12 protein-coding genes are annotated in these 14,146 nt (G+C 59.5%); 9 read left to right on the top strand and 3 right to left on the bottom strand.

The window, feature by feature from the left end; genetic code table 11:
• Nucleotides 1-27: 27 nt before the first annotated feature.
• Together FB555_RS07925 and menD are read left to right on the top strand one after the other, a co-directional pair.
• Nucleotides 28-396 carry a PLD nuclease N-terminal domain-containing protein gene (locus FB555_RS07925; protein WP_182484941.1) on the top strand — a complete coding sequence of 123 codons (369 nt, stop codon included), beginning with the start codon at nt 28-30 and terminating at the stop codon, nt 394-396.
• A complete protein-coding gene (gene menD / locus FB555_RS07920) occupies nt 374-2,134 on the top strand; it encodes a 2-succinyl-5-enolpyruvyl-6-hydroxy-3-cyclohexene-1-carboxylic-acid synthase (RefSeq protein ID WP_182485022.1) in 1,761 nt (586 codons plus the stop codon). The genes FB555_RS07925 and menD overlap by 23 nt, the downstream gene beginning before the upstream one ends.
• A 21-nt stretch (nt 2,135-2,155) precedes the next feature.
• Here the strand turns inward: menD and FB555_RS07915 are convergent, their stop codons facing one another.
• Nucleotides 2,156-3,475 (bottom strand): isochorismate synthase, encoded by a 1,320-nt coding sequence (locus FB555_RS07915; RefSeq protein WP_343046432.1) that lies wholly within the window; start codon nt 3,473-3,475, stop codon nt 2,156-2,158.
• Nucleotides 3,476-3,512: 37 nt separating this feature from the next.
• Here FB555_RS07915 and ubiE point away from each other — a divergent pair, with 37 nt between their 5' ends.
• The 3 genes from ubiE (at nt 3,513) to FB555_RS07900 (ending at nt 6,724) form a co-directional block, all read left to right on the top strand.
• Entirely contained in the window at nt 3,513-4,223 is a 711-nt protein-coding gene (gene ubiE / locus FB555_RS07910) for a bifunctional demethylmenaquinone methyltransferase/2-methoxy-6-polyprenyl-1,4-benzoquinol methylase UbiE (RefSeq protein ID WP_182484939.1), read from the top strand.
• 72 nt (nt 4,224-4,295) lie between these two features.
• Nucleotides 4,296-5,357 carry a polyprenyl synthetase family protein gene (locus FB555_RS07905; protein ID WP_182484938.1) on the top strand — a complete coding sequence of 354 codons (1,062 nt, stop codon included), beginning with the start codon at nt 4,296-4,298 and terminating at the stop codon, nt 5,355-5,357.
• A gap of 11 nt (nt 5,358-5,368) precedes the next feature.
• The gene (locus tag FB555_RS07900) at nt 5,369-6,724 is read left to right on the top strand and encodes an FAD-dependent oxidoreductase (RefSeq protein ID WP_182484937.1); all 1,356 of its coding nucleotides are present in this window, start codon (nt 5,369-5,371) and stop codon (nt 6,722-6,724) included.
• Between the two features lie 10 nt (nt 6,725-6,734).
• On the opposite strand, the gene FB555_RS07895 is transcribed toward FB555_RS07900, so the two are convergent.
• Together FB555_RS07895 and FB555_RS07890 are read right to left on the bottom strand one after the other, a co-directional pair.
• Nucleotides 6,735-8,114 carry an APC family permease gene (locus FB555_RS07895; protein ID WP_182484936.1) on the bottom strand — a complete coding sequence of 460 codons (1,380 nt, stop codon included), beginning with the start codon at nt 8,112-8,114 and terminating at the stop codon, nt 6,735-6,737.
• A 71-nt stretch (nt 8,115-8,185) separates the two neighbouring features.
• Nucleotides 8,186-9,832, bottom strand: a complete 1,647-nt coding sequence (locus FB555_RS07890) for an amidohydrolase (protein WP_182484935.1) — start codon at nt 9,830-9,832, stop codon at nt 8,186-8,188.
• Between the two features lie 74 nt (nt 9,833-9,906).
• Between FB555_RS07890 and FB555_RS07885 the strand changes: the two genes are divergently transcribed.
• The 4 genes from FB555_RS07885 to FB555_RS07870 all read left to right on the top strand — a co-directional run bounded on the left by FB555_RS07885 (nt 9,907) and on the right by FB555_RS07870 (nt 14,125).
• Nucleotides 9,907-10,599 carry a TetR/AcrR family transcriptional regulator gene (locus FB555_RS07885; RefSeq protein ID WP_182484934.1) on the top strand — a complete coding sequence of 231 codons (693 nt, stop codon included), beginning with the start codon at nt 9,907-9,909 and terminating at the stop codon, nt 10,597-10,599.
• Nucleotides 10,596-11,615, top strand: a complete 1,020-nt coding sequence (locus FB555_RS07880; RefSeq protein WP_182484933.1) for an alpha/beta hydrolase — start codon at nt 10,596-10,598, stop codon at nt 11,613-11,615. The genes FB555_RS07885 and FB555_RS07880 overlap by 4 nt, the downstream gene beginning before the upstream one ends.
• Nucleotides 11,612-12,496 (top strand): SDR family oxidoreductase, encoded by an 885-nt coding sequence (locus tag FB555_RS07875; RefSeq protein WP_246323662.1) that lies wholly within the window; start codon nt 11,612-11,614, stop codon nt 12,494-12,496. Before FB555_RS07880 ends, FB555_RS07875 begins: the two co-directional genes overlap by 4 nt.
• A gap of 69 nt (nt 12,497-12,565) precedes the next feature.
• A complete protein-coding gene (locus FB555_RS07870) occupies nt 12,566-14,125 on the top strand; it encodes a carboxylesterase/lipase family protein (RefSeq protein ID WP_182484932.1) in 1,560 nt (519 codons plus the stop codon).
• The last annotated feature ends 21 nt before the right edge of the window (nt 14,126-14,146 follow it).

Here is a 14,146-nt window from a genome sequence, read left to right as displayed (position 1 = left end):
GGACGACGAGCCTAGACTGAGTTCACTATGGCCCGCGCACTCATCATCATCGTCGCAATTCTTGTCGCCTTTCTCGTCTATGCCGTCATCGACGCCATCCTGATTGACAAGGCCAGAATTCGTGGATTGCCGCGCGCTCTCTGGGTCGCGATCTGCTTCATAACGCCCCTGGGTGGCATTCTCTGGTTTTTCGTGGGGCGTGGACGCCCCCGTCCCAGCGGTCCCGGTGGAACGGCGGGGTACTTCGGCCCGAGCCGCACAGGCCCCACGGCCCCAGACGACGACATCGATTTTTTGCGCGGGTTGAATGAGTCTCACCCTCGCGGACCGTTCCCTACCGAGCCGCATCCGGGGGAGCCTCGAAACGGAGATGATGGATCCCTCCCGCGTGCCTGAGGTCGCACCGTCAACACGATTCGCTTTCTCCCTTCTCGGTGGTCTGATTCGCCAGGGGGTGCGCGACATTGTGCTGGCTCCGGGAGCTCGGTCTCAAGCGCTGGCCTTGGCTGCGGAGCGGCTGGCCCGGCTTGGCGACGTGCGTCTGCACGTGAGGATCGATGAACGTGCCGCGGGGTTTTTGGGCTTAGGTCTGAGCATTGAAACGGGCGTGCCTACGGTAGTGATTACGACATCCGGAACGGCCGTTGCCAACCTGCACCCCGCCGTTCTCGAAGCTCACCACTCGGGTGTACCTCTGCTGATTCTGACGGCCGACCGCCCGGAAGAGTTGCGTGGAATTGCCAGCAATCAAACGACCCACCAACCCGACATCTTCGGTTTCGCCAGCCGCTGGAGCACAGACGAGGCTTCTCCCATGCCCGAATCTGATGTTGAGCAACGCGGCCTAGCGTTGGCCGTTAAGGCCTATTCCATAGCGACGGATGCCCAGGCGCCAGGCCCCGTTCACCTCAACCTTGCCTTTCGCGATCCGCTCTCGAGCAGCGTCACTCCGGAAGAGTTTGAAGGTCTCCTGGCCGCGTCATCCGCCAAACCCGAGATGCTTGTCCCGGCCCCAAGGCCATCGGTACGTCCGACGGAAATCTTGCGCGGCCCCCGCACCATTGTGATCGCTGGGACCGGCGCTGGCCCAGAGGCAGAAGAGATTGCCCACCAGGGTGAGTGGCCTCTGATTGCCGAAATTGCCAGTGGCGCCCGCTATGGTCGCAATCTTGTGCTGGGATACCGGGAGCTTCTCGCTCAGACCGATCTCGTCGATCAGATCCAACGCATCATCATCTTCGGCCACCCGACCCTCAGCCGTGAGATCCCAGCACTGGTTGCTGACACTGAGCGTGGCATCGAAACAATCGTCATTCGGGGAAGCCTGCCGGAGGTTTATAACCCCGGCCATAACGTTGCCCGCGTGCTGGATGGCGTGTCCGTCGCTCCAAAATCTGCCGAAGACCCGGGCGACAGTGACGATGACCGAAAGTGGCTCGGAGCGTGGCTGACGGCGAGCCGCGCCCTTGTGGCGGAGCATGAAGCGGCGGTGCTGGCGGCTCATCCAGAAACGCGGGCACCGGATCTGACGACGGCGCGGTCTGAGACCCCGGCCTCCCAGCGGACGTTCGTGAAGGCCGAGTTGGCCGCCGTTCGCGCTACCGTGACGCGCGACATGCTGGTGACTGCTGTCTGGCGCGCAAGTTGGCCTCACGATCGCCTGGTCCTCGGGGCATCCCGCCTTATCCGGGTGGCCGACCGATGGTTACCGGGCAAAAAGGTCCCTGTTCATGCGAACCGTGGCCTTGCCGGAATAGACGGCACAATTTCGACCGGGGTGGGCATTGCTCTTGCCTCGGCCCCGGCCCTGACCCGCGTGCTCCTGGGCGACCTCGCCACCCTGCACGACGCCGGCTCTATGCTGTTTGGTCGCGGCGAAGAACGCCCCCGTATTCAGGTCATCGTTGGCAATGATGGCGGTGGCTCAATTTTCGACCTCCTCGAAGTTGCCCAGAGCGCCTCCCCCGAGTCGGTCGAACGGGTGCTGTTTACTCCCCACGACGTGAACTTTGAGAGCCTTGCCGCGGCCTACGGTTGGCACTACGTTCGGGTCACCAACGCGGGGGAGCTGGAGCGCGCGCTAACAGGCGCGGGAGTTGGCCCCGCGCTCGTCGAGGTTATTCTCGCCCGTTAGGCCATTGCGCTACGAGGTTCCTTAAGCCAGAGCATCAATCACGGGTCGAAACTTCATGAGGGTCTCATTTAGCTCCGTTTCGGCTACCGAATCAGCCACTATTCCGCATCCGGCATACGCCGTAATGGTGGAACCAGAAACCTGCGCACAGCGCAAGGCAATCGCCCATTCACCGTCACCGTTGGCCGCAATCCAGCCCACCGGCCCGGCATAGCGACCACGGTCGAAGGGTTCAAGTTCCGCGATCAGCGCGACGGCTTTGGCGGTGGGAGTGCCGGCAACGGCGGCCGTGGGATGCAGCGCCTGCACAAGGTCAAGCGAAGTTGAGCCATGGGTGAGGGCGCCCGCAATGTCCGTGGCGAGGTGCCAGACGTTCGGTAACTTAAGCGTGAAAGGACCGTCGCTTCTCGTCAGGTGACTCGTGAAGGGAGTCAGGGCTTCGACGACGGAACGCACCGCGAACCCGTGTTCATCGAGATCCTTGGTGCTGGAGGCCAGCGATGCCGCGAGCTGAAGATCGGAGACAGCATCGACGCCCCGACTGGTCGTCCCGGCGAGAACGCGGGCCTCCATCCGATTGTCGTGAACACTGACAAGAGTCTCGGGGCTAGAGCCAATGAGGCCGTCCACTGAATAGGTCCAGCAGTCGGGATAGCTCTGGGCGAGGTTCACGATCATCGAGCGAATATCGTCTCCGGTATCGAGCTGCCCGATAAGGTCTCTTGCAAGCACGACCTTGCTGACATCCTTGTGACGGATGCGTGAGATAGCCTCATCCACAGCCACCAGAAACCCCGCCTCAGACTGCTGGCCGGGAGAAAGCGTCACGGAAGTCGCCTGCTCCACGCGGGTCACGGTGGGAAGAAGCGTGTGCGCCGAAGAACCAGCCACAGAGTCAGCCGATCGTGCGCCGGGAGCCACGCCGGAACGGATCACGCCAATCATGCCTGTGTTGGCGGGCTCATCAGCAAAACGAATGCGCGTTATCCAGCCCTGACCATCGCGCTGGCCGATGACCACGCGAGGAATAACGAGAACGCTGGGCAACGCCGAACTTGCCGCGAAGGTGAAAGCACCAAAGGCAATCAGTCCGGTGCCTGGAATACCGAGCGGATCGGTAACCTCAGCCGCAGCGGCAATCTGGTGCCAGGCGGCGGCGGCATCCGTAATGCGCTGAGGACCAGTGAACTCGAGAGAGAGCGTGTGGCCCAGGCCAACCATGCCCGCACCCTTGCGCCACCAGAGCAGCGGATTCGAGGCGGGGAGGAGGGACAGGATCTCGGGAACATCGTGCAGCAAAATCGTCTCCACCACGAGAGCGCGCGGGGTCGATGTATTCACTCTTGTCAGCCTACGCCCGAGGCTTAGACTTGGCCCCGTGAGCAAAGCAGATTTGTCTAAGCAGCCAGGCGCCGTTTCAGCCATGTTTGACGACGTGGCGAAGGGGTACGACCGCACCAATACGTTGCTTTCTGGAGGGAACGCCGGACTCTGGCGAATCTCCACAACGCGTGCCGTCAATCCTCAGCCAGGCGAGCGGATTCTGGACCTCGCCGCTGGAACTGGAACAAGCAGCGCTTCGTTGGCCCGGAGCGGGGCCCATGTGGTCGCCGCTGATTTCTCGCCCGGCATGTTGGCCGTGGGCCGTGACAAGCATGGCGATAACCCGCTCATCGAATTTGTTGAAGCGGATGCCACCGGCCTTCCTTTCGTCGAAAATGAGTTCGATGCGGTCACAATGTCTTTCGGTCTACGGAATGTGATCGAACCCCAAAAGGCGCTCGCCGAGCTATATCGCGTGACAAAACCGGGAGGCCGCATTGTAATTTGCGAATTCTCGACGCCGACAACGGCCCTCGTGCGTGCGGGGTACAACGCCTACCTCCGTCGGGTGATGCCTCTCTTTGCGTCAATTTCCAGTACAAATTCTGAGGCCTACACCTACCTTGCCGAGTCGATTGAGGCTTGGCCCCAGCAGCAGAAGTTGGCGGCATGGATTCGCGAGGCTGGCTTTGTCAACGTTGCCTACCGAAACCTCACCGCCGGTGTCGTGGCCTTACACCGCGGCGTCAAGCCACTGCCTGTTTAGTCAGCTCTTGACGGCGACCACGAGACCCATCATGCCGGTCTAAACACAGGCTCGCGGGACTAGGCTAAACAAGTGAATGCGAGCCCTGTCGGAGCAGCCGGAGTAACCGGTCGCATCAGCTTGCGTCAGCGGCTTTTTTCTTCGCCCGAGACCAAGCATCTCTCAGATCTTGTCGACGCCGGTATTGAAAAGATTGAGGCCGGCATAAAGGCCGATCTCAATTTTGCTGATGCGTTGGCCGACGTAACTGGGCGCTACCTCTTTGAGGCCGGCGGCAAGCGTGTTCGACCAATGCTTACGTTGTTAACGGCGCAACTCGGCAATGGGGCCACGCCCGAAGTCGTGCTGGCCGCCGAGGCCATCGAAATCACGCACCTTGCCTCGCTGTACCACGACGATGTGATGGATGAGGCACCCATTCGCCGCGGGGTCCCCAGCGCTCACGCCGTGTGGGGAAACTCGACCGCGATCCTCACGGGCGACCTTCTTTTTGCGCGAGCGAGCAGCCTCATGTCGCGGCTCGGCGAACGGGCGATTCTCCTTCAGGCCGCCACGTTTGAACGCTTGTGTCTGGGGCAACTGCACGAGACTCTCGGCCCCCAAGAGGGCGAAGACGCCATTGAGCACTACATCCAGGTCCTTGCCGACAAGACTGGCTCGCTCATTGCTGCGGCTGCCCGCGTCGGAATTGTCTACTCGGGTGCCCCCGAAAAGTATGAAGAGGCCGTGGTTTCGTTCGGCGAGAAAATTGGAATCGCCTTCCAGCTGGCCGACGACATCATTGACTTGGCACCGGCCAAAGACAAGACCGGGAAGAAGTCCGGAACAGATTTGCGGGCGGGCGTGCCCACGCTGCCGACGCTCTTGCTCGAACGTCAGGCACTGACCGACCCGGCCGCCGCGGCACTGCTCGCGCGCATCCGCCATGACGTCGAGGAGGGAACGCCCGAGGCCGAAGCTGATTTCGAACTGGCCGTGCGTGAGGTCTATGCGCACCCCGTCACGCAAGCCACCCGTGAAGAGGCTCGACGGTGGGCAGCAGAGGCTGTGGCTTCCATTTCCATTTTGCCTTCGGGGGCCGTGAAGCAGGCGCTCTCCGCTTTTGCTGAACATATCGTCAGCCGCACGACGTAGGGACTCATTCCGTGACAAAACTTCGCCTTGCCATTGTCGGCGCTGGCCCTGCGGGCATTTATGCCGCGGACATTGCTCTCAAAGCCGAGAAAAATTTTGACGTCTCGATCGACTTATTTGACCAGTTGCCCGCCCCCTACGGCCTCGTTCGTTATGGCGTTGCCCCAGACCACCCCCGCATCAAGGGCATCATCACGGCCCTGCGCGAAGTTCTCGATCGTGGCGATATTCGTTTCTTTGGCAACGTCGAGTACGGCGTGGCTATCACGCTCGCTGATTTGAAGAGACACTACAACGCCGTCATCTTTTCCACCGGGGCCATCAAGGATGCCCCGCTGAACATTCCCGGAGTCGAGCTCGAGGGTAGCTACGGCGCTGCCGAATTTGTGAGCTGGTTCGATGGTCACCCTGATGTTCCGCGCACCTGGCCGCTGAAAGCGACGTCGGTCGCCGTCATTGGTAACGGCAACGTTGCGCTTGACACCGCACGCATGCTCGTCAAACATGCGGCCAACCTGCTGTCCACAGAAATACCGGGCAACGTCTATGACGGCCTCGCGGCCAATCCCGTCACCGACGTGCATGTCTTCGGGCGCCGCGGTCCCGCTCAGGCAAAGTTCAGCCCTTTGGAGCTGCGTGAGCTCGGCGAGCTTGCCGATGTCGACATGATCGTCTACGACGAAGATTTCATTCTGGATGCCGCCAGCCAGGCTGCCATCGAAACCAACAAGCAGGTCTTCGTTTTGCACAAGGTGATGAACTCGTGGCGTGAGCGAGAAACCGGCGCGGCATCCCGCCGCCTGCACCTGCACTTTTATGCCAAACCGCTTGAGGTTGTCGGCGACGAGAACGGCCATGTTTCAGCCCTGCGGTACGAGCGCACGAAGCCCGATGGTGGCGGCGGAATTGTGGGCACAGGTGAGATTCGCGAACTTCCGATCCAGGCGCTTTACCGCGCCGTGGGCTACTACGGCTCACCTTTGCCGGAGCTTCCCTTTGACGAGAAGCGCGGTGTCATCCCCAACCGTGAAGGTCAGGTTGTTGGAGATGACGGCGCGATCGTTCCCGGGGTTTATGCCACGGGTTGGATCAAGCGTGGCCCCGTGGGCCTCATTGGCCACACCAAGTCCGACGCCATGGAAACCGTCAAACACCTCTTGCGCGACCAGGCACACTGGTGGGCTCCGGCCTCACCTGAAGAAGGTTCGATTGTCGACCTCCTTGAATCACGCGGAGTCGAGTTCACCACCATTGATGGATGGGTCGCCCTTGATGAGCACGAAATCGCGCTGGGTGAGCCCCAGGGCCGCGCGCGCATCAAGGTCGTCGACCGTGACGCGATGATCACAATCTCTCGCCAGAAGTAATTCCGTTCCTTTACCTCGTATTTTCTGCAGGAATCTCTGCTTCGGAGAAGTCCATAATCGGAGCTTTGCGTGTGAATCCTCGGGTCATAATTGCGAGCACAATGATGCCCGCGCCCATCCAGATAAGCCCAACGGCGAAGGCTGATGGGACCAGTGATGTCCACAGCCAGATTGTCAAGGCGAAGCCAATCAGGGGAAGCACGCCGAAGGTAATCCAGTCTCTGAGGTTTGCCGGCGAAATACGGCCGCCACGAGGAAACAGAAAGTGTTTGACGACTGCAAGGTTGACGATGCTAAAGGCGAAGAGTGCCCCAAAGCTGATCATGTTGAATACATCACCAAGAGCTAAGAAAAAACCAAGGCACGAAATCAACGAAACAACCACAGCTGCGACGACAGGGGTGCGGAAGCGAACTGATAGCCTGCCCAGGATGCGCGGCAACACACCATCTCGGCCCATCGCGTAAATAATCCGCGTCACCGAGATTTGAGTGGCCATACCAGATCCAAATGCTCCAACAATATAGACCGCAACGAAGATGCTGGTGAATATCTGACCGCCAACACGCGCCATTACTTCCACACCCGCGGTATCAACGCTTGTGAAGCTCTGCCAGTCGGGAAAAACCAGTGCACCAACCCAGGCGACGACGATGAAGATTGCTCCACCGATGAGAGTGGTCAGCAGGATTGCTCGCGGGATGTCGCGACGAGGGTTTCGCGCCTCTTCGGACATCGTTGACACCGCATCAAATCCGAGGAAGGAAAGAGCCAAAATTGCGGCACCCGAGAACACGGCGCCGAGGCCACCGCCGGGTAAGAACGGTTCAATTAAGCCCGCAGAGGATGGATTGGTACCCAAATAATTGAGTGAGAGAGCGACGAATACAACAGCTAGGAGAACAGACACCGTGACAATCACGATGTTGACCCGATTCACGAGTGTGATGCCGACAATGTTGAGCAGCAGTGTGAGCAGTAACGCTCCCAACAAGAAAACCCAGGCTGGGACATCCGGCAATTGGGTGTTGGCGTAGAGGCCAATCAGCATGAAGTTGACCATGGGCAGGAATAGGTAATCGAGCATAAGGGTCCAGCCCGCCAGAAAGCCGAGACCGCCACCGAAGGTCTGTTGTGTGTAGGTGTACGCGCTCCCCGCAACCGGGAATGCGCGCGCCATTTTTCCGTAGCTTGATGCCGTGAACAACATGGCAATGAGTGCAACAAGGTAAGCCGCGGGTAGGTGATTCTCTGTGATTGATGTGACCAGGCCATAGGTCGTAAAGACCGTTACAGGGGCGAGGTAGGTCAGCCCAAAAAGTACAAGACCAGGTAGGCCGAGCGCTCGTTTGAGTTTCTGGGGCGGTGCTTCCATTGCGCTGGTTGTCATGTGCAAAATCTCCTTTGATTGAGGTAATGAGCAGGTTGGGGGGAGGAGCTGTTCAATAGAGAGAACGGATATTAATGAACTCGTTTTCCGGCAAGCCACGTTCCGAGGATTTCAATTGCGGGAAGGGTGTGAGGAGCTGTGACTCGGGGATCATGACTGAGCCAGATGGCATCCGCTGTTTGGCCCACAGCCAGCATGTGTCGGTCATCCGCGAAAGCTTGATAGGCGACCCCATGGGTGTACGCGGCCAGGGCAATGTCGGCAACAACGCGCTGTTCTGGCGTCCAGCCACCGCCGGGCTGCCCGTCGGGGGTTTGTCGCGTGACTGCTGTTGCGACTCCCGGGCGCCAATCGCTACTGGTGACAGGCCAATCGCTGCCGAACGAGACATGCGCCCCAGAACGGGTCAGATCACCTATTCGATACTGCCAACTTTCTCTGATGGGCCCCAGAGCAGGCAGTGTCAGGTCACGCATGACGGCATCGGATTGTGCCCAGAGAGGTTCGAAGTTCGCAATCACATCCAGCTCCGCAAATCTGGCAATGTCCTCGGCAGCGAGCACATGTACATGAGCAATCACAGTCCTCCGATCTCGTACGCCGTTCATCTGGCGGGTTGCCTCCGCACAATCGAGAGCCAGACGATTCGCACGGTCGCCAATGGCGTGCAAATGAAGTTGGAATCCATCGGCGTCCAGAGCCTGACATGCCTGTGCCAGGGCTTCGGGGTCCCAATTGGGGAGCCCTGAATTCGAGGCATCATCTGAAAAAGAATCGAGCATGAATGCGGTGCGATTTTCAACGACTCCGTCTAGGAAGAATTTGACGGTATTGCAGGTGAGAAGCGGATGGTTGAGTTCTCGAACACGTTCCCGGGCGGCGATGAGACTGTTGTATTGCGCTGGCCACTGTAGAGGGTCGACCCTGAGGGCTAGGTTAAAGCGTGTGGTGAGAACACCGGTTTGTGCGGCGGTGAGATAGGTTTCCAGATCGACCATGTCGACCCACGCGTCTTGCACCCAGGTGACGCCCTCGCGAATGTAATGGGTACTGGCACGCGCCAACGCCTCCACACGCACCTCTTCAGTGTGAGGTGGACACACCGCGGAAATGAGGTCTATCGCCCCTTGCTCCTGCAAGGTTCCCAGAGGTGAGCCATCCGGTCGACGGATGATGCGCCCCAGCGGCGGCTCCGGCGAGGAGGCCGTGATCCCTGCCGCAACCAGTGCAGCCGTGTTAACCCATACCGTGTGATAGTCCCAAGCTCGCAGAACAACGGGCCGATCTGTGACGTCGAGCCACCGAGCATCAAAGTGTCCCCCGGGGGAGAGTGTGGCATCGTAGCTCGCGCCAACTATCCATTTTTGGTTGGGGTTCGCTTCGGCAAAGTCTTGAACTCGGTGGGCAATCGCTTCGATGCTCGTGCAGTCTCGAACTTGTGGCCCGAGCTGTTCGAGGCCTCCAAGTATGGGATGGGCATGGCCTTCACCAATCGCAGGCATGAGCACCCCGCCGCCAAGATCAACTTCAATCACAGCTTCGTCACCGTGAGCCCTGGCGTCGGAAAGTAATCTTTTGGCGTCAACCCCGAGGGCAACAATGATGCCGTTGCGGATTGCGAGCGCGTCAGAATCCCCGGCGGCGTTACGCGCGCTGGATTCGGTGCCATGTGGGAAGCTACGAATGACGCAACCACCGGTGAAAATTGTCGTGTGCATCTCATCCAGTCATAAATGAATAACGTTCGTTATTGCGATACTAGGGGTCAAGTTCTCGCTACACAAGGAGCAATATGCGTCAAGATAGAGAGGTGGTAGAGAGCGATCGACGACGTGCCGGAAGACCGACGGTAGCAATTCTTGATCGTGCCCGAATTGTTGAGGCCGGGTTACGCCTGTTGGACCAAAGTGGGATTGAAGGATTCACCATGGCGAGGCTCGCCGCTGAATTAAGGGTTCAGCCATCGGCTCTCTACAACCACGTCAGTGGAAAAGAAGACGTGCTGAGTGGCATTCGGGAACGTGTGAGCGATCGAATTGATGTCTCTGAATTTCTGCTAAAACCATGGAATGAAGCTGTGATCGGGTGGGCATATTCATACCGGGGGGCGTTTGCCGCGCATCCGCCAACAATTGCAATGTTTGCCATTATGCCGATTAGCGACGCCAGAATAACCATGGCGATGTATGAACAGGTCGTCACCTCGTTCATTGCGGGCGGCTGGCCGGAGGCTAAAGTGCTGTCTGTCATTGTTGCGCTTGAATCGTTTATTCTCGGTTCTGCCCTTGATGCGATTGCACCGTTTGACATGCTGGACCCAGGAGAAGATCGAACACAATTTCCGCAATTGGCACGCGTGACGCTCGCGCGTAGCGATGAGATACACGGTGCGGAAATCCCCGACGACGCATTCAATGAAGGCCTTCGCGCGCTGGTCATGGGGCTCGAGAATCGGTTGGTCCAGATCAAGGCGGAGAAGTCATGAGCCAAGATTGGGTTGCTGATACTCTCGGCGACGGATTTGAGCAACTCACCCTGCCGCTGAAGTCCGACTCCGAGGGCGAGGTGGTGGCAACTTTGGTGCGCTACCTGCCACAACCCGAGTCGTGGTCTCGTCGGGGATTCTGGCAGCGTCTTGGTTTCGCAGCACCAGACGGAACAATTGCGCACAATACCGACGTGATTTACATCCACGGGTACTCGGACTACTTCTTTCAGGCGCACCTCGCCGAATACTGGCGTAGTCTCGGGGCACGCTTTTACGCGCTGGATCTGCGCAAGTACGGACGCAGTATACGTCCGCATCAAACCCCCGGATACATCGACAGACTCGCTACGTATGACGAGGACATCGAAGCCGCGCTCACTCGGATGGGACACGGCGAAGGGCAGTCTCCGACACGCAAGCTCGTGCTGATGGGGCACTCGACCGGGGGGCTCGTTCTAAGTCTGTGGGCGACAAGAAACCCTGGCCGCATGTCGGCTGTTGTCTTAAACAGCCCCTGGTTGGAGTATCAGCTCACAGCGGCGGCGCGCACGATGGCCGCGCCCGTTGTGGGGTTTCAAGCTCGGATGAACCCGATGGCTCCCATGGCAAACATTGACCGAGGGTTCTACGTTCGCTCGATCTGGGATAAAAGGGAGGGCGAGTGGGATTTCAACATCGACTGGCGCCCTGAACACGGGTTCACGGTGCGTACGGGCTGGCTGAACGCCATTCTGGCCGGTCACGCCCGCATCGCTGCCGGGCTGGATATTGACGTTCCCATCTTTACGCTGCTTTCCACCAAGAGTTTGCTGACCCCTCGGTGGAGCAAGGACATGATGCAGGCGGATGTCGCCATTGACGTCAACATTGTCGCCGCACGCGTGCATCAGCTGGGCAAACTGACGACCGTTGCGCGCATTCCCAATGCACTGCACGACGTTTTTCTCTCCGAAAAATCTGCCCGCGAACGGGCATTCCGCGAGCTCACCCGATGGTTGAAGGCCTACCTATGACGACTCCTCCACAGTCCCTGCTCACCCCGCTGGTAATGGCGCCCGAAACGATGACCGTCGCCATCAGCGGCGTAACCGGTCATGTCGGTGGTGCGGTGTTGCGCCGCCTTGCCAACATCGGGGAGCATGGCCACCTCATTGGTCTCGTTCGTGATGCATCGCGGGCACCCCAGCGGGACGGCGTCGAGATTCGCGTGGCCGATTACGCGGATGCCGCTGCCTGCGAAAAGGCACTGGCCGGCGTGGACGTGTTCTTCATGGTCTCGGCGAGCGAGGCCGAGGATCGCGTGACCCAGCACCGCACTGTCATCGCCGCAGCCGTCACAGCTGGCGTAAAACACATCGTGTACACCTCGTTTGTGGGAGCGGGACCCGAAGCAATCTTCACGTTGGGCCGCGATCACGGGCTGACCGAGGAGGCTATTCGGGCCTCCGGCATGGCGTTCACGATTCTGCGGGACAACTTTTACCTGGATGTTCTGCCGCTATTTGCTGACGAGAACGGCGTTATTCGCGGGCCGGCCGGCGAGGGTCGCGTTGCGGCTGTGGCACGTGCCGACGTGGCCGATGTCGCGGTCGCCGTACTGCGCAAACCCGAGTTGCAGGCGGGACGCACGCTTGAACTGACCGGGCCCGAGGCGTTAACCCTGACGGAGGTGGCGAGCCGGGCATCCGTTATTTTGGGAAAGCCCCTGACATTTGTGAACGAAACGATTGAGGAAGCGCATGCCAGCCGGGCCCACTACAACGCCCCGCAATGGCAGCTGGATGCGTGGGTTAGCACGTACACCGCGATTGCGTCTGGGGAGCTGGCGGTCGTCAACGGAACCGTGCAAATGCTCACCGGGCACCCACCGCGCACGCTCGAAGACATCCTCTAAAATTTCCGCCACGGTTGTGCCTTAGACGGTTTCAGTTATCGGCAAGATTTGCTGGGTAGAGTGGCGCGTATGAGCGCTTTTACAGACGAATCACTGCTGATCGAGACCACCACGGGAACGGTTCGCGGTGCCCATGATGGGCCGACACATCGCTGGTTGGGGATTCCCTATGCCGCTGATCCCGTAGGCGAGTTGCGCCTTAGGTCGCCGCAACCGCACCCCGCCTGGGATGGTGTTCGGGACGCTCTCGAATTTGGAAACGTTGCGCCTCAACATGCGAGCAAGATTATTCCGTTACCCGTCGGCCTCCATATCGCGGAGGATTGTCTCAGCCTCAATATTTGGGCGCCTGATCGCGAAGACGGTGACACTCGGGCTCGCCCGGTCATGCTGTGGATTCACGGCGGGGCCTACTTCATCGGTTTCGCGGCCCAGGCTGTGTACGACGGTCGCTCACTCGCCGAACATGGGGATGTCGTTGTTGTCACCATTAACTACCGGCTCGGCGCCCTCGGGTTTCTCGACTTCTCCTCCTTTGGCGATGAGACGCATGTCTTCGACTCGAATCTTGGGCTGCGCGACATTATCGCCGCGCTGGAATGGGTGAGGGACAACATCGCGGCGTTCGGCGGGGACCCGGAGGATGTGACGTTGTTTGGCGAATCTGCCGGTGGCGGATGCGTGACCACCCTCATGACCAGCCCCAAGGCCGCGGGTCTCTTTCATAAGGCGATCGCCCAGAGTTCCCCGGCATCCAGCGTCTACGGAACGGAACGGGCAACCATCGTGGCCGGCGATTATCTCGACCTCATCGTCGTGCAGCACGACAAGGCCAAGACGGTTTTGCGAGAAATGGATGCCACGACTCTCGCCGCGTCAACCGCGAAACTCTTGAGTCACGTTGCGACCACGGCACCGGGCACGGTTGCTTTTGCTCCCGTGGTCGACGGCGACATCGTGACGGACTATCCCATCAACATTTTTCGGACCGGAGGTGCTGCACGCATCCCTTTGCTCATCGGCACCAATCACGACGAGGCGTCGCTCTTCAAGATGATGAAGTCGCCGCTGATGCCCATCAGCGAGGCTGCGATTCATGAGATGTTCGAACAGGTCTCGGCGGAAAGCCCCGAACTGGCGCAGATGGAGGGCCAGATTACGGCCGTCTACAAGGACTACCCGAAGCAAAAAGGTGCCATGGAAATTTCACGCGACGCAGGTTTTCGCATGCCCTCCATCTGGGTGGCCGAGGCGCACAGTCGCTTCGCCCCGACCTTCATGTACCGCTTTGATACCGCAACTCCCCTCATGAAATTGCTGGGCATTGGGGCCTCTCACGCCACCGAGCTGCCCTATGTTTTTGGCAACCTTCCCGACAAGGTGCGCAACAAGGACATTAGCTTCAAGCTGGGTGGTTTGAGAGAAGCGCACGAGATTTCGGCTCGTATGCAGGCGCACTGGCTTGCTTTTGTCGGCAGTAGCGACCCGTCAACGCCCGATGGTGCGTGGCCCCGCTATGACGAAACGACTCGCGCCACGCTCATCATTAACACCAAGGATGTCGTCGAGAACGACCCCGAAGGCGAGATCCGTCGCGCCTGGGGCGAGGGCGTCATCGGCTTTAAATAAGGGACCTCGACGAAGAAATCA

Source organism: Alpinimonas psychrophila (assembly GCF_014137865.1).
Classification (GTDB): domain Bacteria; phylum Actinomycetota; class Actinomycetes; order Actinomycetales; family Microbacteriaceae; genus Alpinimonas; species Alpinimonas psychrophila.
This window is presented reverse-complemented; position numbering and strand designations above follow the sequence as displayed.